24 protein-coding genes and 5 tRNA genes are annotated in these 21,949 nt (G+C 57.8%); 7 read left to right on the top strand and 22 right to left on the bottom strand.

The window, feature by feature from the left end; all coding sequences use genetic code 11:
• Positions 1 to 88: 88 nt before the first annotated feature.
• Positions 89 to 901, bottom strand: coding sequence for a hypothetical protein (locus K1X75_09410; GenBank protein ID MBX7058269.1), 813 nt, complete (start codon positions 899 to 901; stop codon positions 89 to 91).
• 110 nt (positions 902 to 1,011) lie between these two features.
• Between K1X75_09410 and tatA the strand changes: the two genes are divergently transcribed.
• A complete protein-coding gene (gene tatA / locus K1X75_09405; GenBank protein ID MBX7058268.1) occupies positions 1,012 to 1,275 on the top strand; it encodes a twin-arginine translocase TatA/TatE family subunit in 264 nt (87 codons plus the stop codon).
• 23 nt (positions 1,276 to 1,298) lie between these two features.
• Positions 1,299 to 2,189, top strand: coding sequence for a twin-arginine translocase subunit TatC (gene tatC / locus K1X75_09400; protein ID MBX7058267.1), 891 nt, complete (start codon positions 1,299 to 1,301; stop codon positions 2,187 to 2,189).
• A gap of 18 nt (positions 2,190 to 2,207) precedes the next feature.
• Here tatC and clpX read toward each other — a convergent pair whose 3' ends face one another.
• From clpX to K1X75_09360, 8 genes are all read right to left on the bottom strand, one after another.
• Positions 2,208 to 3,494, bottom strand: coding sequence for an ATP-dependent Clp protease ATP-binding subunit ClpX (gene clpX, locus K1X75_09395; protein MBX7058266.1), 1,287 nt, complete (start codon positions 3,492 to 3,494; stop codon positions 2,208 to 2,210).
• Positions 3,495 to 3,516: 22 nt separating this feature from the next.
• A complete protein-coding gene (gene clpP, locus K1X75_09390; GenBank protein ID MBX7058265.1) occupies positions 3,517 to 4,107 on the bottom strand; it encodes an ATP-dependent Clp endopeptidase proteolytic subunit ClpP in 591 nt (196 codons plus the stop codon).
• 142 nt (positions 4,108 to 4,249) lie between these two features.
• Entirely contained in the window at positions 4,250 to 5,599 is a 1,350-nt protein-coding gene (gene tig, locus K1X75_09385) for a trigger factor (GenBank protein MBX7058264.1), read from the bottom strand.
• A 47-nt stretch (positions 5,600 to 5,646) separates the two neighbouring features.
• Positions 5,647 to 5,718: transfer RNA gene (locus tag K1X75_09380), tRNA-Gly, on the bottom strand.
• Positions 5,719 to 5,728: 10 nt separating this feature from the next.
• Positions 5,729 to 5,810: transfer RNA gene (locus K1X75_09375), tRNA-Leu, on the bottom strand.
• 147 nt (positions 5,811 to 5,957) lie between these two features.
• A tRNA-His gene (locus K1X75_09370) sits at positions 5,958 to 6,029 on the bottom strand.
• 11 nt (positions 6,030 to 6,040) lie between these two features.
• A tRNA-Arg gene (locus K1X75_09365) sits at positions 6,041 to 6,114 on the bottom strand.
• Positions 6,115 to 6,119: 5 nt separating this feature from the next.
• Positions 6,120 to 6,191: transfer RNA gene (locus tag K1X75_09360), tRNA-Pro, on the bottom strand.
• Between the two features lie 166 nt (positions 6,192 to 6,357).
• On the opposite strand from K1X75_09360, the gene K1X75_09355 reads away from it, so the two are divergent.
• Together K1X75_09355 and K1X75_09350 are read left to right on the top strand one after the other, a co-directional pair.
• The gene (locus tag K1X75_09355) at positions 6,358 to 6,924 is read left to right on the top strand and encodes a cyclic nucleotide-binding domain-containing protein (protein ID MBX7058263.1); all 567 of its coding nucleotides are present in this window, start codon (positions 6,358 to 6,360) and stop codon (positions 6,922 to 6,924) included.
• A 4-nt stretch (positions 6,925 to 6,928) separates the two neighbouring features.
• Positions 6,929 to 7,975, top strand: coding sequence for an AI-2E family transporter (locus tag K1X75_09350; GenBank protein ID MBX7058262.1), 1,047 nt, complete (start codon positions 6,929 to 6,931; stop codon positions 7,973 to 7,975).
• A 23-nt stretch (positions 7,976 to 7,998) separates the two neighbouring features.
• Here K1X75_09350 and K1X75_09345 read toward each other — a convergent pair whose 3' ends face one another.
• The gene (locus K1X75_09345; GenBank protein MBX7058261.1) at positions 7,999 to 8,499 is read right to left on the bottom strand and encodes a hypothetical protein; all 501 of its coding nucleotides are present in this window, start codon (positions 8,497 to 8,499) and stop codon (positions 7,999 to 8,001) included.
• A gap of 149 nt (positions 8,500 to 8,648) precedes the next feature.
• On the opposite strand from K1X75_09345, the gene eno reads away from it, so the two are divergent.
• The 3 genes from eno to K1X75_09330 all read left to right on the top strand — a co-directional run bounded on the left by eno (position 8,649) and on the right by K1X75_09330 (position 10,997).
• Positions 8,649 to 9,947, top strand: coding sequence for a phosphopyruvate hydratase (gene eno, locus K1X75_09340; protein ID MBX7058260.1), 1,299 nt, complete (start codon positions 8,649 to 8,651; stop codon positions 9,945 to 9,947).
• Complete coding sequence (locus K1X75_09335; protein ID MBX7058259.1) at positions 9,944 to 10,357, top strand: hypothetical protein; 414 nt, start codon at positions 9,944 to 9,946, stop codon at positions 10,355 to 10,357. The genes eno and K1X75_09335 overlap by 4 nt, the downstream gene beginning before the upstream one ends.
• Before the next feature lie 61 nt (positions 10,358 to 10,418).
• Complete coding sequence (locus K1X75_09330) at positions 10,419 to 10,997, top strand: ATP-dependent Clp protease proteolytic subunit (protein ID MBX7058258.1); 579 nt, start codon at positions 10,419 to 10,421, stop codon at positions 10,995 to 10,997.
• 15 nt (positions 10,998 to 11,012) lie between these two features.
• On the opposite strand, the gene K1X75_09325 is transcribed toward K1X75_09330, so the two are convergent.
• The 12 genes from K1X75_09325 to K1X75_09270 all read right to left on the bottom strand — a co-directional run bounded on the left by K1X75_09325 (position 11,013) and on the right by K1X75_09270 (position 21,941).
• Complete coding sequence (locus tag K1X75_09325) at positions 11,013 to 11,489, bottom strand: PTS sugar transporter subunit IIA (GenBank protein MBX7058257.1); 477 nt, start codon at positions 11,487 to 11,489, stop codon at positions 11,013 to 11,015.
• Positions 11,490 to 11,569: 80 nt separating this feature from the next.
• Entirely contained in the window at positions 11,570 to 12,415 is an 846-nt protein-coding gene (locus tag K1X75_09320; GenBank protein MBX7058256.1) for a hypothetical protein, read from the bottom strand.
• Between the two features lie 5 nt (positions 12,416 to 12,420).
• Complete coding sequence (locus tag K1X75_09315) at positions 12,421 to 13,587, bottom strand: hypothetical protein (protein ID MBX7058255.1); 1,167 nt, start codon at positions 13,585 to 13,587, stop codon at positions 12,421 to 12,423.
• Position 13,588: 1 nt separating this feature from the next.
• A complete protein-coding gene (locus K1X75_09310) occupies positions 13,589 to 13,885 on the bottom strand; it encodes a hypothetical protein (GenBank protein ID MBX7058254.1) in 297 nt (98 codons plus the stop codon).
• 95 nt (positions 13,886 to 13,980) lie between these two features.
• Positions 13,981 to 14,361 carry a PilZ domain-containing protein gene (locus K1X75_09305; protein MBX7058253.1) on the bottom strand — a complete coding sequence of 127 codons (381 nt, stop codon included), beginning with the start codon at positions 14,359 to 14,361 and terminating at the stop codon, positions 13,981 to 13,983.
• A 32-nt stretch (positions 14,362 to 14,393) separates the two neighbouring features.
• Positions 14,394 to 15,344: a hypothetical protein gene (locus K1X75_09300; protein MBX7058252.1), complete on the bottom strand. Its 951-nt coding sequence runs from the start codon at positions 15,342 to 15,344 to the stop codon at positions 14,394 to 14,396.
• A 13-nt stretch (positions 15,345 to 15,357) separates the two neighbouring features.
• On the bottom strand, positions 15,358 to 16,905 hold the full coding sequence (locus K1X75_09295; protein MBX7058251.1) for a glycosyltransferase family 2 protein: 1,548 nt from the start codon (positions 16,903 to 16,905) through the stop codon (positions 15,358 to 15,360).
• 96 nt (positions 16,906 to 17,001) lie between these two features.
• Positions 17,002 to 17,688 (bottom strand): RsmD family RNA methyltransferase, encoded by a 687-nt coding sequence (locus K1X75_09290; protein MBX7058250.1) that lies wholly within the window; start codon positions 17,686 to 17,688, stop codon positions 17,002 to 17,004.
• 5 nt (positions 17,689 to 17,693) lie between these two features.
• Positions 17,694 to 17,930 (bottom strand): LapA family protein, encoded by a 237-nt coding sequence (locus K1X75_09285; GenBank protein ID MBX7058249.1) that lies wholly within the window; start codon positions 17,928 to 17,930, stop codon positions 17,694 to 17,696.
• A complete protein-coding gene (locus K1X75_09280; protein MBX7058248.1) occupies positions 17,931 to 18,137 on the bottom strand; it encodes a hypothetical protein in 207 nt (68 codons plus the stop codon).
• Between the two features lie 129 nt (positions 18,138 to 18,266).
• Complete coding sequence (locus tag K1X75_09275; protein ID MBX7058247.1) at positions 18,267 to 18,728, bottom strand: HEAT repeat domain-containing protein; 462 nt, start codon at positions 18,726 to 18,728, stop codon at positions 18,267 to 18,269.
• Positions 18,729 to 19,190: 462 nt separating this feature from the next.
• Positions 19,191 to 21,941: a 2-oxoglutarate dehydrogenase E1 component gene (locus tag K1X75_09270; GenBank protein MBX7058246.1), complete on the bottom strand. Its 2,751-nt coding sequence runs from the start codon at positions 21,939 to 21,941 to the stop codon at positions 19,191 to 19,193.
• Positions 21,942 to 21,949 lie beyond the last annotated feature (8 nt).

Here is a 21,949-nt window from a genome sequence, read left to right as displayed (position 1 = left end):
CCGTCGTTGTCCTGTATGCGCCGTGCAACCACATTGGGGCTGCCGCCAGCCAGGCCCAATCGAAAGTAGGCCAAAATGCCGTCAAGCGTCACGGACTTTTCTTTTTCTTGCCGCTTTTTTCAGCCATGATCGACTCAATCTTCTCGCTAATAGAATCCAGCGAAGTAGTGACTCTGGCCACCTCATCGCGCTGCCCGGTGAAAGTATAAATCCTCTTTTGCATTTCGAAAATCTTACGGATGACCGCCAGATCGCTAACCTCTTTGGTTGATAGCTCGTACTTGCTTCGATACTCCTGCGCAGCGTTCTGGCTTGCCTCCAGAATAAAATCCATCAAGTCGCGCAGCGGCTCAAAATCGGGATCATTTGGATCGCGCGTCCGCTCGTACTTTTTGTAGTCCATCAAATTACGCGCCAGCGTAACCAGCTTGAGCTGCAGGTCCGGGAAGTACCAGCGCCATTTGGAGGTCTCGCCCATTGCCTGGCGTACATTTTCGATTGCCTGGCGAAATCCGCGCACCAGCCGCACTCGTTGCGGATAGCTCAATTCCGATATCCCTTCGAGCTTCTCGCTATTCTCAGTCAGTCCGCTATCGAGGTCCTCGCCGACCAGCTTGCACAGCTCGCCAAGCCTCGCTCCAATTTCCTTGCGAGCCTCATTCAAATAGCTATCGTTCTTTATACTCTGGATTTCCTGACTGAGGCGCGACATCAAAACCAGAGTGTTGGAGCGCTGCAGCGAGAGAATTGCGGTCCGGACTTGAACATAGGAATCCAGGCGCGGATTCTTGCGCGCAACAGCCTTCAGCGTTGCCGCCTCCTTCTTGACATCTTCCGAGAAATTACGATAGCCGCGGACCTTCTCGTTGAAGAGGTTCTTCTGGTCTTTGCTGACCGCCATGCCAGAGGTAACTGCGGGGCCAAAAAATTCCTGACAAGCGGAAATCAGGGTGCGCTCTGGGAGCCCTGAGGCCAGCTGGCCGCATCGGGGCGCGGGTTGCGCCTGGAGGAATGTTCATGGGCAGCATTGGATGGACTGAGATTGCTGTAATCCTCGTACTGGCATTGCTTTTGTTTGGCGGTCGAAAGATTCCGCAGCTCGCCAAGGATCTGGGCAGCGGCATCCGTGAGTTCAAGGATTCTCTAAGCGGCGCTTCCAGCTCAAACGCCGATGCCCCGCCGGCCCGCCAGCAAATCAGTGATTCGCGCGACCTGGATGAGCCTGCGCCAAGACCGCGCGCCAAGAAGCAGGCTGCCCGTCGCAAACGCGCCTGAAATCTCCTTCGGCTCCTGCTCCAATGGCCCGGCCTACACGAGGCAGCAAGACCTCCGCTCCCGCCGCCCGCCGGGCGCAAACTCCTATCTATCGACCTTCTGATTCTGCTACGCTACAATCCGTCAGCGCGAGCGAAGCTGCCGAACTGGAAGCCGAGGATGAGGAAACAGATCCTCGCGAACGCTACATGACTCTTGGCGACCACCTGGAGGAACTGCGCCGCCGTCTTTTCTGGATACTGGGGATCGTTCTGGGACTCACAGTGGTTGCTCTGGTATTCAGTCCCGAATTGCACTCCTTCCTGATAGCGCCTTATAAGGCGGTAAGCCACGAACCCTTGATCCGGCAAAATGCCTACGGGCCGATGATGATGCTATTTATGATCAGTCTGGGCGCTGCACTGACCGTAAGTTTACCGATCTGCGCTGCAATACTATGGGGCTTCGTCACGCCGGCGGTCTCGACTCGCGCCGCGCGACTCGGACATGTGATTGTTTTTTCATCTGCCGCGTTGTTCTGGGCGGGTCTGATATTTGCCTGGTATTACATTGCGCCGCTTTCGATGCGCTTTCTATATATGCAGATGGAGCTGGACAGCGTTTCTAACATGCAACCGATCGAAACGTATTACAATTTCCTGTTCCTGATTCTGGCAGGCACCGGGGCCGCATTTGAGTTGCCGCTGGTGCTCATCCTGCTTGGCGCGGTCGGCATCGTTCCATTCTCAGTACATCGTCGCTACTGGCGGCATATCATTGTAGTCATCTTTGTACTCTCGGCTGTCATTACTCCGCCTGAGTGGACCAGTCAAGTGGCCGTAGGCGCTGTACTGCTGGCAATGTACGCCATATCGCTGGCCATTATCTGGACCATCGAGCGAATCCGCGGCAAACGAAATCTTGCTGAATCTTGATGCAGATTCCTTACGAGCTCAGGCCAGCTTTTCCTTCTTCGGTTCTTTGCTGCGCACGCCTTCTTTCTTGAGCGCCAGCACTGGCTGATCGTTGTTTTCAATAACGCCAGGCGTAATAACAACTTCTTCCACATCGCTACGCGACGGGATCGAATACATCAACTCCATCATGATGTGCTCGATAATGCTGCGCAGACCTCTGGCGCCGGCCTCCCGCTGAATAGCCAGCTCGGCAATCCGAGTAATAGCTTCATCTGTGAATTTCAGGCGCACGCCCTCAATTTCAAAAAGCTTTTGGTACTGTCGAAACAGAGAATTCCGCGGCTCCGAAAAAATTCGCTTCAGCGTCTCCACATCAAGGTCATTGAGCGTAGCCAGAATTGGCAGACGTCCGACGAACTCCGGGATCAAGCCATACTTCATCAGGTCGTCGGGAATTACATGCTGCAGCGTCTCGCCGCGATTGCGTGCAGCAGCCAGAGCGCCCTTCTTACGATCGAAACCGATTTCGCGCCTGCCCATACGATTTTCGATAATCTTATCAAGTCCGACAAAAGCGCCGCCGCAGATGAATAGAATGTTCCTGGTATCAAGCGAGATGAAGTCCTGATGCGGGTGCTTGCGTCCGCCCTGCGGCGGCACATTGGCCACAGTTCCCTCAATGATCTTCAGCAGGGCCTGCTGCACTCCTTCCCCGCTCACATCGCGCGTGATGGATGGATTGTCGCCTTTGCGCGAAATCTTATCGATTTCGTCGATGTAGATGATGCCGATCTCAGCGCGCTTGATATCGTTGTCCGCATTCTGAATCAATCGCAGCAGGATATTCTCTACATCCTCGCCGACGTAGCCGGCTTCGGTGAGGGCCGTCGCATCTACAATTGCGAATGGGACCTTGAGCAAACGCGCCAGGGTCTGCGCCAGCAGGGTCTTGCCTGAGCCGGTAGGCCCGATCAGCAGGATATTGGATTTATCCAGCTCGATGTCGCCCTTCTTCTGGTTCTGATTGATGCGCTTGTAGTGATTGTAGACGGCGACCGCCAGAGCCTTCTTGGCGCTATCCTGACCGATCACATACTGATCAAGAATTGTCTTGATCTCAGCCGGCTTGGGCAATTCGCCCTGAAGGACTCCGCCTTGCTCTTGTTCGCCCTCTTCGGCAATGATCTCGTTGCACAACTCAATGCATTCATCGCAAATATAGACGCCGGGACCTGCGACCAGACGGCGAACGGCGTCCTGTTCCTTTCCACAAAAGGAGCAATGGAGCTTTTCCCGGTCCCCGCTCTTCTTCTTTACGCCCATAATTTGCTCTTCGCCCTGAAGCTCAGCCGCGCGCCTGTGGCTCGATTACTGTATCAATGATCCCGTACTCTCGAGCTTCCTCGGCGGACATATAGAATACTCGATCAATGTCCTTTTCAATCTGCTCCAGCGGCTTGGTTGTGTGTGCCGCATAGATACGATTGAGCTTGTCTTTCATCTTTAGAATTTCGCGCGCCTGGATCTCGATGTCTCGCGATTGACCTTGCACACCGCCAATTGGCTGATGCAGCATCACACGCGCATTGGGCAGCGCTGAGCGTTTGCCGCGCGCGCCGGCAGCCAGCAATACGGACGCGAGACTGGCCGCCTGACCGATGCAGATCGTTCGCACGTCGGGACGAATGTACTGAATGGTATCATAGATAGCCAGACCATCGGTGATATAGCCGCCAGGACTATTGATGTAGAGGTAGATATCCTTCTCGGGATCCTCTGCTTCCAGGAATAGCAATTGGGCGATAATCAAATTAGCGTATACGTCATCAATCGGATAGCCCAGAAAAATAATCCGATCTTTCAGCAAGCGAGAATAGACGTCATACTGGCGCTCGCCGCGGGCAGTTTGCTCGTGAACAACAGGCATAATTGGCATTCGAGTTTCTCCGGCTACCGGGTGCGCCTGGATATCCGGTCCGGGGACCGGAAAGCCTGGGTCGCTATTCCAGGAAAACAGAACTCCGGGACTCTGTCAACCAAGCCTGGCGCGCGGCCGGAAAGCGGCGGGACCGAGTAGGTCAGCGGCTGCTGCTCTGAGAACGAGCGCGCAATAGGCCCTGCTCGCGCAGGGCGCTCAAACTGACAGAGGCGCCCTTCTTGACCTCGCCATTGTCATAGAGCCAGTTCATAGCGCGCCAGAAGAGGAGCCTTCCTTGCACTTCTTCACGAAGTTTTTCATTTTGAAGCAACTGCGGCAGCTGGCCTTCGGGGAGGAAGGCGCCGTAGCGGTCCCGAATTTCCCGGTCAACGTCGTCCTGGGCGACCTCAATGGATTCCTCGCGGGTTAGCTCACGAAGGGCCAGACGCTCGCGCACCGTCTTTTCCGCCGACTTGCGAAGATCCTCGACAAAGGGGGACTCCTCCTGGCCAGCCAGACGGGCAATTTCGGCAGAACTCAGGTCCTTATTGCCCAGCCGGTCGCGGATCTGATCCAGACGGTGGTCAAGCTCCTGCTCAATCAAAGTCGGCGGCAGGGGGAACTTTGTATTCTCCACCACCTGATCCAGCATTGCTTGCATGCTGCGCTGCTTGAGGGCTTCCCGTGCTTCGGCAGTAAGGCTTTCCCGCAGCCTGGCGCGCAATTCGCTCAGATCATTGAATTCGCCAATGTCGCGTGCTAAATCGTCGTTCAGTTCCGGGAGTTCGATTTGCTGCAGGGCGTTTAGACTGACGCTAACCTGTAGAAGACGACCGGCAAAGCGCTCGTCGGCAAAGCCCTCCTCGATGGAGATTTCGAACTGGCGCTCTTCGCCAGCCTTCATTCCCAGAATCCCCTCATCCACTCCCGGCAGCGTATTGGCGCCGCCCAGTCGGGCATGCAGCTCCTTGTTCTGGTAGAGAGTCTTGCCGCCATGGCTAACATCGATGCTGATCGTTGCGAAATCCTCAAGCCGCGCTTCGCCCTCGAAGCTAACCAGCGCGCCGCGCTCCTGACGCAAGCGCTCCAGCTCTTCGGCGACGTCGCTGTCCTGGGCCTCTGCCTGATCCTCGACGACTTTCAATTTCTTGTACTTGCCGAGCTTGATCTTTGGCATGCAATCATAGGCGCCACGATAAGCCGCGCCCTTCTGCCGATCAAAACTCTCCAGCTCAAAGCGCGGTACGCTGATTGGCGCCGGATCAAGTTTTTCAAATACCTGTTGAAAAGCGCCGGCAATCAGCTCACGCGCCGCCTCCTCGGCCACTGAGTCGCCCAGCTGACGTTCGACCATTTCCAGCGGCGCCTTGCCAGCGCGAAAGCCGGGCAGTTTCATCTTTGCCTGGGCCTTGCGATAGGCGGAGCGAAATGCTTCCTGAACCTCGGCCGGAGTATTCTTGATGGAGAGCTCAACCGAGACGTCGCTGAGCTTTTTGGTTTTAAAGTCCATTCAGGTTCTTTTACAGCAACTGCGCGCGGACGCGCAGGAGAGAGATGAGCGGGAAACGGGACTTGAACCCGCGACCCCCTCCTTGGCAAGGAGGTGCTCTACCACTGAGCTATTCCCGCAATTTGTCTGTGCGAGCGAAGGGACTTGAACCCCCACACCTTTCGGCACCAGAACCTAAATCTGGCGTGTCTACCAATTCCACCACGCTCGCGTGGCTCTTGTTCCGCCAGACAGGCAGTACTGGTTTTTGAGAGCGGCCATTGCGTCAATCGCAATCCGGACCGATGCCGCACCGTTCGCAATCCTGCGCCTGCCAGCGGCGACGAGGTCGCTTGCAGCAACCTCGCCGCGCTAACTGGGCGAGCGATGGGGATTGAACCCACGACATCCAGAGCCACAATCTGGCGCTCTACCACTGAGCTACGCCCGCCGAAACCTGCGTGCGCCAGGAGGGAGTCGAACCCCCGACCCGCTGCTTAGAAGGCAGCTGCTCTATCCAACTGAGCTACTGGCACAACCTTCGGGATGATTGGATTTGAACCAACGACCCTCTGCTCCCAAAGCAGATGCGCTACCCCTGCGCTACATCCCGTAAACGCCTTGCCGGCGCCCACCGGACGCGTTGTACCACGTGACCTCCGCTGGTCGAGCCGGCGCAAACGCCTTGCCAGTCGATATCCGGTAAAGCGGCTTGGAGTCCAGCAAAAATGCCGCAGCGGGCATGGATCAGAAGGCGCCCTGGCGCCGATAACAAATGTATGGCTCGCTCTGCTCTCTGGGAAAGCCTGCGGCCCAGACAATCGGACGCAGAGCGCGAAATGCTTGATCGTCTTGGCGCCTGTCCGGCCTTCGAGGAACTCCCCGATCGCGCCCTGCGCGTCGTCCGTGATCTCTGTCACGTGCGCCACTACAAGCAGGATGAACATGTTTTTCGGCGCGGCGAACCGGCCGTTGGCATGTACATCGTTCTGGAAGGGGAAGTCGAAATCTATCGCCTGGAAGGCGAATTCCGCAGAACCTTTGGCCTTCTGCAGCCAGGCGACTTTTTTGGCGAGCTGGGCTTGCTGGAGGAATCGCCGCGTACTGCCTCCGCCCGTTGCCTGGGCTATACACGCTTGCTCGGGTTTTTTCGCCCTGACTTATTGAGTCTGGTAACGCGCAAACCGCGTATGGGCGCAGCGCTTACGCTCAACATTGCACGACTGACCGCCCGACGACTGATCCATACCAATCAGGAATTGGAAGAGATGCAGATACGACTGCGCACAGCCGGACTGGACGAGGCAGAACACGATCCCTACGGCGGCGGCCTGGATCCGGATTGAATTAATGCGCAGTGAAAGCAGTCATCTGCCGGTCCAGATTGGTTTTCTGGCGTTGGTCGCCGCCTTCGCTGCAGTCATGGCTGCTGGCGCTGCGGCGCTGGCGCTGCCCATTGCCATCGCTTTCCTGGCGGCGCTGGCCCTGAACCCGGCGGTCGACTTTCTGGAAGGCGCCGGTCTGCCCAGGATGGTCTCTGCCACCGTCGTCTTCCTCGCATTTCTGCTGGTCACAGGCGTAGCTGTTTACCTGGGCGGCGGCGCCCTGGTGGATCAGATCCAGGAGTTGAGCGCCAACAAAGAACAGCTGCAGCAACGAACGCTGCTTGGACTGAGCAATCTGCGTTCCGCGCTCGCGGACACCCTGCCGGCCAGCGTCGTTCAGGAACACCTCGACCCGCAGAAAAATCTGGAGCGCATCGAGTCGGCCCTCGGCGATATGCGACCCGCTGATCTTTCCTTTCTTGGCGAAGCCGTAACTTACATCATCATTACGCCAATGATTGCCTTCATTCTGCTCCTGCAAGGCCAGGTCATCTATCGCAGCCTGCTCTCTCTGGCCCCCAATCGCTATTTTGAAATGACCCTGTTGCTGGTGAATAACATTCGCCGCCAGATTGTCGCCTACATCAAAGGCCTTGGCATCCAATGGTTGATCATGGCTTCCATTGCAGCGCCTGGATTCATGTTTGTTGGATTGCCGTATGGTCCGCTGGTCGGCGTGCTGGTAGCCACCACCAATATTGTTCCTTACATAGGCCCTGGCATGGGCGCGGCCACCGCGCTGGCCGTTGCGTTGATGGAGCCAGGCGGACATCTAATCCTGCCGGCGCTCGCTGTAGTTGGAGTAGCGCAACTCGTCGACAATGTCTTCACCCAACCAGTGGTGCTGGCCGGCTCCGTTCAGGTGCATCCAATCATTGCCATTCTGGCCGTGATTACCATGCAGCAGTGGTTTGGGATGGCCGGTATGGTCGTGGCCATTCCGCTGGCCAGCATTCTGGTAGCGTCTATACAGATCATCTACCGACAGCTAAAAGCCTTTGGCGCTCTTTGAATTCGACCCCTGGTGCGCAGCGCCTAGAAGGCGCCGCCGCGCGTTCGAAGCTGTGGCAATTCGCGAAAGAGAAACTGCTTGTAGTCGTCGTGAACCTGCACGATAAACTGTAGCGAGGAGCAGAACCGTACCAGCGTGCGAACAAAAGCGTAACGCTCCGGGGAGACCAATTGACCCTCGGAGTCTTTTTGTTCGGCCAGCAAAATACGTATCTTTCCGATGAACAAGGACCGCACGCGCTGATCATAGCCGCTATTGCTGTAGCGATAGGGTGCCAGTTCGTTGATAAAGCCCTGCGCGTACCTGTAAAACTCCTCGACGTTTGTCTCCAGCTTTCGCTGTTCCTGCGGCGAAAATGTACTCAAATAATTCCGTAGAAGTGTGAGCGCCGCCGCCTGGTCGGCGCTGCCAGTCCGCTCGCGGGCCAGACGATAGAAGTCCGATTGCATGCTTTCTTCAATGAAAGCGCGCCAACCATCAACGCTGGTTTCTACGGTGTTAAGCTGTTCTACACTTGCCGCCATTGGAGCTGGCCCGGGAAAGGCGAATGTGGTCAGCTAAGTCGCCGGCCGTCCAGGCAGTCGACCGGATTTTACTTTACCGCGTCCGCCTGGCTTTCAGTCTCTTGCTCCCGGCGGCCGACCATCGATGGCAATCGCCGAAGAGGAAACCCATGCCAGAAGAAGCGCTCATCACCGAAATTCGTGCCCGCGAGATTCTCGATTCGCGAGGCAACCCCACCGTCGAAGTCGATGTCATTGTCGAGGATGGCTTTCTTGGCCGGGCTGCGGTGCCGTCCGGCGCCTCCACCGGCGAACATGAGGCCCTGGAAATGCGCGACGGCGACAAATCGCGCTACCTGGGCAAAGGAGTGCGCAAAGCGGTTGAGAACATCCAGAAAACCATCGCCCCTGCATTGACTGGCAAGAACGCTCTGCGCCAGCGCGAAAACGACCTGTACATGATCGCCATGGATGGGACGCCCAACAAGGGCCGGCTTGGCGCCAATGCCGTCCTCGGCGTCAGTCTGGCGATGGCAAAAGCGGCTGCGCTTGCTTCCGGGCTGCCGCTTTACCGCTATCTGGGAGGCGCCAACGCTTACCGCCTTCCCGTTCCAATGATGAACATCATCAATGGCGGCGCCCATGCCGACAACAATGTGGACTTTCAAGAGTCGATGATCCTGCCAACAGGCTTCGATACCTTTCGCGAGGCGCTGCGCGCAGGCGTAGAGGTCTTTCACGCTCTTAAGGCGATCCTCCACGATCGCGGCATGGTCACCTCTGTGGGCGACGAAGGCGGCTTTGCACCCAATCTGAAGTCAAACGAAGAGGCGCTCGATGTAATTCTTCAAGCAATTGAAAAGGCCGGCTATCGACCCGGGGAACAGATCATGCTGGGAATGGATGTTGCCAGTTCTGAGTTTTACGATAAGGGGCGCAAAGTTTACAAACTGGCCGCTGACGGGGTGGAACGAGATGCAGCCGGCATGATCGACTTTTACGCCGGCCTGATCAAAAAGTACCCGATTTTGAGTATCGAAGACGGCCTCGACGAGAACGACTGGGATGGCTGGAAGCTCTTGACCGAACGCCTTACTGGAAAGGTTCAACTGGTCGGGGACGACCTGCTGGTCACCAACACCAAGCGGCTCTCTCAGGCCATCGAGCGCGGGATTGCCAATTCTATCCTGGTAAAGGTCAATCAAATCGGGAGTTTGACCGAAACTTTAGAAGCGGTGCAGATGGCCCAACAGGCTCGCTACACGGCGGTGATCAGCCATCGATCGGGGGAAACCGAGGATGCTACAATTTCCCATATCGCCGTGGCAACGAACGCAGGCCAGATTAAGACCGGTTCGCTCTCCAGAACGGACCGCGTTGCAAAATACAATGAGCTGCTGCGGATTGAAGAGGATCTAGGCCCTGAGGCTCGCTTTCCGGGCCGCTCCGCCTTTTACAATTTGCAATGAGAAGCCTCCGCCGCGTTTACCTCTCACTTACAATCGGGCTGAGCGTGGCGGGCTATGCCCTTGCCTTCGGCGATGCCGGACTCCTGGTGCAACGCGACCTGCACCAGGATCTGGCGGCGGTGGAAGGCCAGATTGATTCTCTGAAACGCGAGAATGCAGCGCTCAACGAGCGCTTGGCTTCTTTTCAGGAGCGCACGCCGGATGAATCGCGCAACGCAGCGCAGCCATCGCGAGCCGTTATATTGAAATTTGAATCCGCAGCCTCCCAGAATCGGCAAGCGCAGAATCAGGGACTGAGCCTGACTGAGGCCAGGGCGCTCTATCTAACCGGGATGTTCTGCCTGATCATATTCGGCTACTACCTGCTGCGCCGACTGGACAGCGGCCGCGACAATCCCGGCGTGATTTGAAAAGGCCGCGCCTGCAGCGACTGCTCTTGACGCCGGGCCGCTGCCCGCCTATCCTACCGCAATGAGCCAAACGGAAACCCCGCAACCCTTTCAGTCGGTGGCCATGCGCATCGACCAGACATTACTGGAGCAGCGCAAGGTATATCTCTGGGGCCAGGTAGATGACGACTCTGCGCGTCATATCGTTGAACGCCTGCTCTACCTTGAGGCTCGCGATCCTGGCAAAGACATCACGCTCTATATCAACAGCCCGGGCGGCGTAATTACATCGGGTATGGCAATTTACGATACGATGCAAATGATATCCTCCGATGTCTCTACAGTTTGCATGGGGCTGGCTGCAAGTATGGGCGCCCTGCTATTGTGTGGCGGCAAGAAGGGCAAGCGCTACGCTTGGCCCCATGCCCGCATCATGATCCATCAGCCATTGATTTCTGGACAGATCATTGCACCGGCCGTTGATATCAAGATCCAGGCTGAGGAAATCCGCAAAATACGCGAGGAACTCAATCGCATCATTGCCGCTGCAACGGGCCGTAATCTAGAACAGGTGGAAATGGATACGGACCGCGACTACTATCTGAATGCTCGCGAAGCGCTGGAGTACGGAATCGTAGACGGCGTAACAGAGAGAGTCTGAAGGCGATCGCCTGATTCAGCTGCCGCGCGGCGAGGCCGCGCTCTCAGCGATTACACCGTAGGCCTCCGCCGCGTCAGCTGCTTGAAGGACGCGGCGGCGGATGCCTTCGTCATTGAATTGGCGAGCGATGGCCGCCAGTATCTTGATATGCCTTTCGAACTTCTTCTTGGGCATCAACAAGAGTACTATGATCTGTACCGGCGCTTCATCAACTGCCTGAAATTCCACGCCCTGTCGCAGCACCGCCGCGTAGGCGAGCACATCCGGCACATAGTCAGAGGAGCAATGTGGAATAGCAACGCCAAGGCCAATGCCCGTAGACATCGATTTCTCGCGCTCAAGCAACGATCGCCAGACTTCCGCGCGTTTACCGCCAAAGTCTTCCTCTCCACAGCAGCGATTGAACAGGCGCTCCAGCAGCTCCTGTTTGTTCTCAAAGCGCTCTTCAAGAATGGCGATTCGTTCGGGAGTGATAACTTCGCTCAGATCCATCGGTGTGGCAGCTTCAGGCGCGCGGAGACCTGGGTCATTGTGAGCGTTGCTGGCATTGCGACAAGCAAGAAATCCAGTCCTCAGGACCGGGGTTGAGAAAGCCCTTGCAATGCCGCATGGCTCCAACCGGCAACGGCCAGGGCAATCCATATCGCGGCCGCAGCAAAGCTGGCAAATTCCTCCGGCGTTTCGCCCTGGAAGGTTGCGTAGCCGGCAAGAGCAAGCGGTAGCAACACGCTGGCGATAGTGATCAGCAGCATAATCAAGGCGCCGAGCGCCGACCTGCGAGCCATCCCCGGCCAATAGAGAGCAAGACAGGCCATTGAAGCAATGCTCAGTGCCTGTGCACGATCGCCGAAAGCAGAACTGAAAGCGGCCACAAGCGCAAGCCCTCCCAGCGCTGCGGTGCGAGCGCCGGGAGTATGAAGCAGTACAAAGACGCCAGTGAGGACCAGAGCAAATGGCCCGGCGGCGCCGATGACAGAGAGATGAGGCATTGGCAAGTTTTCGCAACCGCTTAGAGAAATCGCCAGCAAGGCCAATGCCAGGACGCCGACCGGCGATGGCGAATAGCGACTACGGCTGATAGTAAACGCGCCGAATACCGGAGCTGCAGCAAGCGCCCACCATTGGCCGACCGATGGATGAAGCGGCAACAGGAGGCGCAGCCAGAAAACGCCCGACAGCCCAGCAATCGCCAGACCAAGAAGACGGGGTCGACTCTGTTGTCTGAGCGGACCTGAGCTGCGGCCAAGGAGCCTTGGTACTATAGCAATTCCGCCGGCAGCAAGGCCAATAGCCAGGCTCAAAATCCAATCAAACCCGCTGCTGCCCGCGGCGTCAAAGCTGACCAAAAACAGGGCTCCAGGCGGCGCCAGTAGTTGCAGCAAGTAGCGCAGGACAGTCAAGCGGCGCCGGCTTCGCATAGCCATCACCACCAGCGCCGTGGGCTGAGCTCGGCTTTCTTTCGCGCCTCTGCTGCCAGCCGACCCAGCGGAATTGCACTCTCGCAGACGTAGGAACAGAGCGAGCATTCCTCGCAGGACCCCGCATCAAAACTCGGCCCTAGCGGATCGATCAGTCCAATCGGATGGCACTGCGCCGGACAGAGCGTCTCGCAACAATCGCATCCGCTGCAGGCAATGGCCGCAGGCATCGCAGAGGCAACGAATCGCGAATCATAGATGCCGTCTTCACAATAGATTGAAAGGGAGGGCCAAACGTCCGTTCCTCGCATTTCGCCGCGCAGCGGGTCGCATTGCATTGGAATGCTGCCCGAGGGCGCAGCCAGCGAGGACAGTTCCAGACCGTTTGGCAGCCGCGCTGCGAAGGATCGACCATTCTGCGAGAAGACTCCGCACTGTCGCGAGTAGAAAGGTCGACCCTCGAAAAAGTAGTCCAGCATCGCCAGAATTGTCGCGGGTCCAAGGTAGGCAGCGGCGCGATGGCGACGCAGCGCCGCCTCCGGAAGTCTGCGGGAGTAGGCGGCGAGATTGCCAGCTCCTGTCGGCCAGAGTTTCGAGCCGTCCTTGACGAATTGAATTTCCGGAAAAATGCGCCGCAGTTGCTCGACAAGACTGAGAACCTGCGGCGCGCGGAGACTCCAGATTTGTTTCCAGTCAAGGCTGGCGGACGCATCATAGAGCGCGAGAAGCGCAACGCCTCCGTTTGCGCAAACATCGCGCAGCAGTGTGGATAGCTGCAGCCCACGGTAGTAGAGCGCGGGCAGACCGGCGCTGTCCAGCGCCGCCAGGAATTCCGGGGCGCCCATGTTTTCCAACGGCGGCAGGGTCGCCGTTGAAGAAAGCAGCTGACCCTCTACGCTCAAGACAAACTGCTCGCTCTCTCGATCGCATTGAACCACGCCCGGCAGGGGACTTAAGAGCGGAAAGTCTTGAGCAGCGGCCAGTGCATCGCCGGGGCTGACGCGCCGCGGGTATTCGCCCACCGGCGCGAAGTGAAAGCCTGTGAACCTGGCGCCAAACTGAATCTGCAGACGTCCCGGAATTGGGACCGCCGCGGCGCCAAATCGCGCCGCTGAAGGGAAACCAAGTGGATAACTGGCGCCGCGCAGGACGCCGGCCCAGGCAGCGATCACATCAAGCTGTGCGAGCCGGCTTCTTCACGCCGTAGATCTCATCCTTGATCGGAAGTTCTTTTTTCAGATTCTTGATATAGGGCAACAGGTCGCCCATTTCCTGGTAGTCTTCGCAGTTTGGCTGCATGCGACGAGCTACTGTAAAGTACTTGTATAGCTTTTCTTCGCCGGAGCGCTTGGACCATTTCTTCTTGTTGCAGCGAACACGCAAAATGTACTTGTCGTGTTCGGCTTCATACTGCCGCACAACAATGCACTGCGCACAATTTGCGCAATAGACCTTTTCTCCCGCCGCCATCCCGAACTCCTCAGCGCCCGACAATCACTAGGTGCAGGCTATCGCTGCGCCTCCCGGGCTCGAAAATTGGCAGGATTCTGTCCCCCAGGCGAGGCTCAAGGTTTTTTTTTGTCTTTCTCGAAGAAGGTCTGGTGAATGTAGTCCTGAATCGAGGCAATCTCCTCCTCGCTTACGTCTACGTACTGCACGCCTACGGCCTTGCCATTCACGCGAACCACAACGCCTCGGATTTCAACGGTCCGCTGGTCCATACGAAAGCGTATGCGCAATTGATCTCCGGAGTATACCGTTCCTTTGCTCAGCAGCGAAAGGCCCCCGGCGCCAAGGTCGCTCAGCTGACAGGGATAGTATTCGGATTGAGATTCCAGTCGGTACTCGCCGGCCAGATTGACTGTCATTCGCGCTTTCTTTCGCTTTTGCTGGGCTGAATCGCGCATCTTCAGCGAGTCATTAAACATCGATCGTTCGGCGGCCATTGGCACGAAACTGCAGGTCGCCCACGGGCCTGTCAATCCGCCTGCAGCTTCGCCGGCGAGCTTCGGCCGGAGTTGCGCGGGGCTCTCAAACGGTAGGCAAAGCGACGGCAGTCCCCGACCTGCCGGTCGGCCAGAATGCCAGCCGCCAGAGCCTGGTCGGGCGTTTCGCCCCGGGCAATGGAGCTGACAAAGGCTTCAAAATAGGGGTCCAGGCGGTCCGCGAGGCGACAGGCGGGGTGCAAGAACCAACAATCCGCAGGAGCGATACGCTGCAGGCCTCCAGGCAAGCAACCGCCAAACAGGAAGGCTTCAGGTCCGCCCTGCCCCAGCCAGGCTGCGGGAATCAAAGGTGCAAAACCCTGAGGCGTTGCGATGGCTACGGCGCCTTGCACCGACATGCCGTGGCCAAAATAGAGCGCCAGGCGTGAAGCCAGTAGCCGCTCATAGAATTCATGCTCCGATAGCGAGCGCATACATAGCTGGACATCAAAGCGCGACTCAAGCAGTTGCGCACAGCGTTCAGCCTGCCGCTTTGCCTGCGGCAGTGGCGGCTCGCCTCCCGGATTGCAGTAAATGAAAGCAGTGTTGCTGCTTACTCTGGCAGTCAAAGTCGGCAGGGATGTCTCAGGGGACAAACGCAGCACTGGTGAAAGCCCCAGCAGTTCCTGGCCATCCTGAAAAGAGACCCATTCCGGACTGGGGCCGCCTGTCTGGTTACTCAAGTAGCGCAGACCGCGTCCATCGAGACGCAAACGTAGCTCCTGCTCCGTTTCCGGCGGCCAGACTCCGCGCGCCAGCTCTACGAATTGGCCGGCGCCCTGTCGGCCGGCGGCAAACTCAGCGTCCAGCCGCTCAAGCTCAGCGCTTAAATCGGGAAGGCTGCGCTGCGGGCGAATATTGAGGGCCAGCCCGCCATCCACCAGAATGCTTCTGGCCGGACTATCCAGCCAGAGCGGCCAACTTTCCCAGTCTAGCGAGGGCAAAGCAAGCGACGCGTCACGCCGCCCGTGCGATGCTCTCGCTTTCGCGCGACTGACGCAGTTGCTGGAAGGCCTCGACGATCGACCCCAGACCGGCATAGAAAAAGCCTGAAGCATAGATCGCCATGAAGGGAGTCAGCATCCAGAGATCAAATGAGTAGGAAAGCCAGGCGCACGTTGCGCAATAGAGGCCCATGGCCAATTCCAACCAGACCAGATGATCTAGCGGAAGTCGATAGCGCTGCCGCTCCAGAACGCGGTCGGCGCGGCTCTCCAGGCGAAGCTTGGGCGTACGTTTGAACGAGCTCTGCACGCCCAGAATTGCCTCAAACCAGGCGCGAGTCAATTTGACGGCAATACCTGTGCCAATCATCATCAACACCGGCAGCCAAACGATTCGCTGCAGCCAGTCCTTGTGCAGCTCGCGCTGCGAGTAAACGTAGAACACCATCGGCCCCAGCGTACCAACGCTCATGCATGCTGCCACCGCAAACAGCGATACAACCGAAAAGTCCCGCATATGATAGACGCTCCAGCCATCCAGCAGAAGCAACGGGAGGGTCATCAGCATATTGAATATCATCAGCGGGTGTACGGAGTAATTTACCAGGTGCGTCACTGCCTCCGCTTTGATCTTCCAATTCACATCGGAGCGCAGAATTCGCGGAATCAATTTCAGCGCAGTCTGGATGGAACCTTTGCACCAGCGAAACTGCTGCGATTTGAACGCAGCAATGGTCGCCGGCAATTCAGCTGGATTAACGATATCTTTGAAGTAGCGAAAACGCCAGCCAGCCAGTTCAGCCCGGTAAGATAGATCAAAGTCCTCGGTCAGAGTGTCGCCCTGCCAGTTGCCGGCCTCAAGAATACACTCCCGCTTCCAGATGCCGCCAGTGCCATTGAAGTTCATCCACAGATGGTTGCCATTGCGAGCCACCTGCTCGATCATGAAGTGACCATCAATGCCCATCGATTGCGCTTTGGTTAGAATCGAGTAGTCGGCATTGATGTGGCCCCAGCGGGTCTGCACCATTCCAATTCCCTGCTCCTCGAAGTAGGGCATCGTGCGAATCAGAAATTCAGGATTTGGAATGAAGTCAGCATCGAAGATGGCGATGTAGTCGCCGGCCGCCAGCTCAAGGCCATGCTTTAGCGCACCAGCTTTGTGACCCTGGCGATTGGTGCGATGGATATGCACCATATTGTAGCCCAGGTCGCGATAGCCCTGGACGAGGCGGGCGACCTTGTCCGCTGTTTCATCGGTGGAATCGTCGAGGACCTGGATCTCCAGCTTTTCGCGCGGCCACTGCAGGCGCACTGCGGACTCCAACAGACGATCAACAACGTAGTACTCATTGTAGATCGGCAGCTGCAGGGTTACCATCGGCAGTTTGCGCGCCGTGACGCTGGATAGATCGATGGGCGGCCGTTCGGCGCCCGAATCGCAGTACTTGCTGTTGCGGCGATACAGCAAAACCATGACATAGGTATGCACTCCGAAGAAGAAGAGAAGTGCGATATCAAGGCCGTAGAGAACAAAGAGGAGAATGCTGAGAACTTCCATACTCTTCCGCCGCCAGTGTCTATTTGTTCCGCCGGATGCGCACTGCAAGGGCGCCGGCCGTCGGGTGGGGCAGGTTTTTTTGCGGCGCCCCAGGAGTCAAGTTTCTGCAAGGTCGTCGGACGCAGGCGTCGCTGAGCGCTGGGCGACTTCGGGAAGTGGAACACTTCGGCTGGCCATGTCCGCGGGCGTCAGCCAAAGAAAGGTCAGTTGTTGCTTTCTATAGGAGCGCGTTTCCTGTGATCGAATAGACAGCGTCGGACCGGACAGTAGCGGGGGCCGATAGGGCGCAGGCCCATGGACAATGAACCACAGCCACTCCGCGCTGCTTTCCGCCGCATGCAGCAGGTTATAGACCAATCGGTCTACCGCCTCGGATCGGCCTTCACGATCCCAGAAGGAATAGGGCGGGTCCAGGAAAGCAACAATCCGACGCGCGCGCAACATCGGGCCGGCCATGCGACGGAAATCACGGCGGTGAACTTCGATGGGAAATCCTCCCTTTTGAACCATTTCCGCCAGATGCCGCAGGCGGCCGCTATCGACCTCGCAAAGATGGACAGACGCAAATCCGACGCTGGAGGCTTCGACTGCCATTTGACCGCTGCCAGCGCAGAGATCGAAAAAGGAGGTTTCCGGCAATTCGCTCCCAAGTCTTTGTTCCAGAATCTGAAACAGGGCCTCCTTGACCAGACCCAGGGTCAGGTGGCTATTGCCGTGCGCAGCGGGCGGCGCAGGGATGCTTCGGCCGCGAAACTTGCCGCGTAGGACGCGCAGGCGCTGCACTACATCTACTTCCAGCGGGATCGCAGGCGACGCAAGCTGCGCGCCTGGCTTGTATAGAGCAGCGCAACTGCGACGCCAAAGGCGGCCGAGGCGATGATGACCTTGTATAACTCGAAGGTCTCAGTCCAGAACAAGAAATGAACCGCCACTGGCTCCGGGTTTCCGAGGATTATCAGCAGCAATGTCACAACGGACAGAAGCAACAAAGTCAGGCGAACGGGAATCACTGTTAACGCGGCCAATTACAGCTGGGTAACGTTGATGCTACCGCACATCGGACAGACCATGGAACCCTCGCCGGAGTCGTCGAGGCCGGACTCTTCCCAGCGATAGTCGCAGTCCTCGCAGACATAGCTGACTCCCTCGAGGTCCTCATTTTCATCCTCTTCCCAACCCTCAAGCTCATCCTCATCGAGTTCATCGTCGAGATCATCGCCGAACACTAGCATGCAAGCATTGCCTCCCCATCCGTGCAGCTCACGGCCGCACCGAGGCCTGAAAAAAAATCAGGAGCGGTGCGGGCAATAAAAAAAGACGGCGTTCGACAGCGGCGCCCTTCTATTGCGACCAGGGAGGGACTACTTCTCAAGAGTCGGCTTCAGACGCGTCGCAATGTCGCGGACCAGCTCATCCTGGTCGCCCTCGGCCAATTGAGTCGCCATAGAGACGGCGGCCTCGCGCTGATCACGATCGCCAATTGCCGCAAGGGCCAGAATGCTTGCATAACGTACTGCTGCCTGGGGGCTGCTGGAGGAGCTGAGCAGGGCCTGAGCGGAGGGTCCCTTCTCTCCAATGGCGCCAAGCGCAGCGGCGGCGTGGGCAGCGACACGGGCGTCGCCCGCGGATTGCAGCAACTGAATCAAAGTTGGGACCGCTTTCTTCTCGCCGCGGGCGCCAAGCTGCCGGCATGCTTCCATCTGAGTCATTGGATCAGCGGCGCTGAGATCGCTGATATAGTCGTCCGCCGACTTTTCGGCGAAAAGTGGGCTGCTGAGCAGGATGGCGCAGCTGAGCACGAGAACCGGACGCAAAAGTTTCATGGGCCGTCCATAGCGGCTGTACACGATGCCGTCAAACGCAAAAATCAGGAGCCTGAGCGGTGTTTGAAGCCTGGCATCCCGCCATGTTGCACGCGCCGCTGACGCTTGGAGTCTTGCTGCCGGCGGCGGCCGTCTGGCTTCGTCTCAACGCAGCGATCCCCGAGCTTACCGGGCGACGTCTGCTGGCGCTCCTCTGTGTCTTACAGATCATCTTGCTGTATGCCGCCATGGCTGCCGGGGACCGCGATGCAGCGCTCTACGATCCGCAGCCTGGACTACAGGCTCTGGCCCGGCATCGCGAAGTTGGTCAGTGGACTCTGGTGATTGCCATTGCCGCCGGAGTCACGGCAATGCTCCGCTGGAAGGCGTCACCGAGCAACCCCTGGCTGAGCGCCCTGCTCTATCTGCTGCTTCTGGCTGGCGCGGTCTGCATGCTCTACGGCGCGCGTCTTGGAGTCCTGCTTATTCATGACGGCCAGCTTGCCCCGCCGTCGCAGGTGCAAAAGCCCGCTTCAGAATCGCAGCAAGTTCCAGCTCGTGGATCTTATGCAATCCGGCCGCCGGACTTGGATTGGCGTCCCGGGCAACCGCAAGCAGCTCTGCGCCTGCCGGCAATTGCGCCGACAACCGGTCGCGAATGAAAAACCAGGCGCCTTGATTCAGCGGTTCTTCCTGCAGCCACATGTACTCCCTGGTGGGAGAATGCGCACGCAGCGCCTCGGTCATCTCGTCATAGGGATAAGGATAAAGCTGCTCGAGTCGCACCAGGGCAACGTCGTCAACGCCAAGCCGCTGGCGCTCAGAAAGCAGATCGTAGTATACCTTTCCGCTGCAGAAGATCAAGCGGCGAAGGCTGCCGCGTCCAACCATTGGCCGATCGTGCAATACCTCGCGAAAGACACCCAGGGCCAGGTCCTGGAGAGTCGAACTGGCCGCTGGCAGGCGTAACAGGCTCTTCGGCGAAAGCAGGATCAATGGCTTGCGATGCCGCCGCAGCATTTGACGGCGGAGAAGATGAAAGTACTGCGCGGGCGTCGTACAGTTACACACCTGCATATTTTCGCGGGAACACATCTGCAGCAGGCGCTCCGGTCGAGCGCTGGAGTGTTCAGGTCCCTGGCCTTCATAGCCATGAGGTAAGAGCAGTACGATGCCGCTCATTCGACGCCACTTAACCTCCGAGCTTGCAATGAACTGATCGAGCATGATCTGCGCGCCATTCACAAAATCGCCGAATTGCGCCTCCCACAATACCAGGGTTCGCGGGTCAGCAAGCGAATAGCCGTACTCAAAGCCCAGGCAGGCATACTCGGAAAGCGGCGAATTGAGAACCTCAAAAGCCCCCTGATGAGCGGAGATGTGCTGCAGGGGGGTGTACTGCTGTCCGCTGTGAATATCGACCAGAGTAGCGTGACGATGCGAAAAGGTTCCGCGACGCGCGTCCTGTCCAGCGAGGCGAATGGCATATCCGTTTTCCAGAATAGAACCAAAAGCCAGAAGTTCAGCAAAACCCCAATCGATCGGCGACTCGCCACGAGACATAGCGGCGCGGGTCTCCAGCAGTCGAGCTATCTTGGGATGCGGCTGAAATCCGGGCGGTAACTGGACCAGGGCGCGCACGCTGCGCTCCATCTGCTCGGCCAGCAATCGCGTCTGCGGCTCAGAATCGAGCGGCTCCGTGGCAAATTCCGCCCAGCGCCCGCCCATCGTATCGACCTGCATCCGCACGCCTTTGTCTTGCGCCCTCTGGAAGGAGGCTTCCAAACCGCTGCGGCTGCCGTTTTCAATGAATTCCAGATCTTCCGCAGCAACATCGTCATCGCCAGCCAATTTGCTGCGATAGATCTGCACCGTCGTCGGGCGTTGGCGAATCTGGTCGTACATCAGCGGCTGAGTGAAAGCTGGTTCGTCATTCTCATTGTGGCCAAGACGCCGGTAACAGAAGAGATCAATGATTACATCGCGATGGAATCGATGCCGAAACTCGCAGGCTAATGTCACAGCGCGATAGACTGCTTCGGGATCGTCGCCATTGACGTGGAATACGGGAATCTGAAAACCGCGGGCAAGGTCCGTACAGTACTCCGTGGACCTTGAATCGGATGGGGCTGTCGTAAATCCAATTTGATTGTTTACAACCAGGTGAATGGTCCCGCCCACCGAGTAACCGGGCAGGCGCCACAGGTTCAAGCACTCGGCGACAACCCCCTGGCCGATAAAGGAGGCGTCGCCATGGATCATCAAGGGCACGATGCGCGATCGCTCCAGATCTCCCAGAAAAGTTTGACGGGCGCGCACTGAGCCGAGCACGACAGGGTCGACTGCCTCAAGGTGGCTTGGATTGAAGGCCAGACTGAGGTGCACTTCCTTGCCAGCCAAAGTGGTGCGCGTGAATGAATAGCCAAGGTGGTACTTTACGTCGGCGTAATCGATCTGATCTGGATTGTAGCTTTCCTTAAACTCTGCAAAGATCACGCCGGCCGGTTTTTCCAGAATATTTACCAGCACATTGAGTCGGCCGCGGTGGGCCATGCCAATTACCAGCCCTTCTACGTCGTGAGCGCCGGCATCTTCAATGCAGGCGTCCAGGGCCGGAATCAGGCTTTCTGCGCCCTCCAGAGAGAATCGCTTCTTTCCGACAAATTTCATCGCCAGAAACTTTTCAAAGTGCTCCGCCTGAAAAAGCTTCTCGTAGAGGCGCAGTCGAACGGCCAACGGCAGCGCCTGACTGTTTTCAGTAACTTCCATGCGTTCAGCGAGCCACAGTCGCTCCTCATTGCTGCGAATATGCTCATACTCGACGCCAATGCGCGCGCTGTAGGTGCGCTCCAGCTTCTGCAGAATCTGGGCCAGCGTGGCCCGCTCCAGTCCATATAGCGCGCGCTCAAACTTGCGTTCCAGATCGGCCTGCTGGAGGCCGTAGAGCCTCAGTTCCAGTGCGCTTCGATCTGGCAGCCGAAGCCCAAGCGGATCAAGGTCGGCCGCCAGGTGGCCAAATCGACGGTAGGCCTGCACCAGCTCACGGACCGCACCAGAAAGTTCAACAGAGCGGTCTGCTCCGGGATCGGAGCTCAGTCGACCGGCGTTCGCTGCGCCGTCGCTCTCCAGGCTGCGAAAGTAGGCGAGCCATTGTGGACCCACCGAATCTGGATCATCGCAGTATTTTCGATACAGCTCTTCGGCAATTGCTAGGTTTTCCCGGCCAATGTCCACCGTGCCAC

The sequence above is a fragment of the Leptospirales bacterium genome (assembly GCA_019694655.1).
Taxonomy (GTDB): domain Bacteria; phylum Spirochaetota; class Leptospiria; order Leptospirales; family Leptonemataceae; genus SSF53.
The sequence above is the reverse complement of the archived record's forward strand: the minus strand, read 5'-3'. Positions and strand labels throughout refer to the sequence as shown.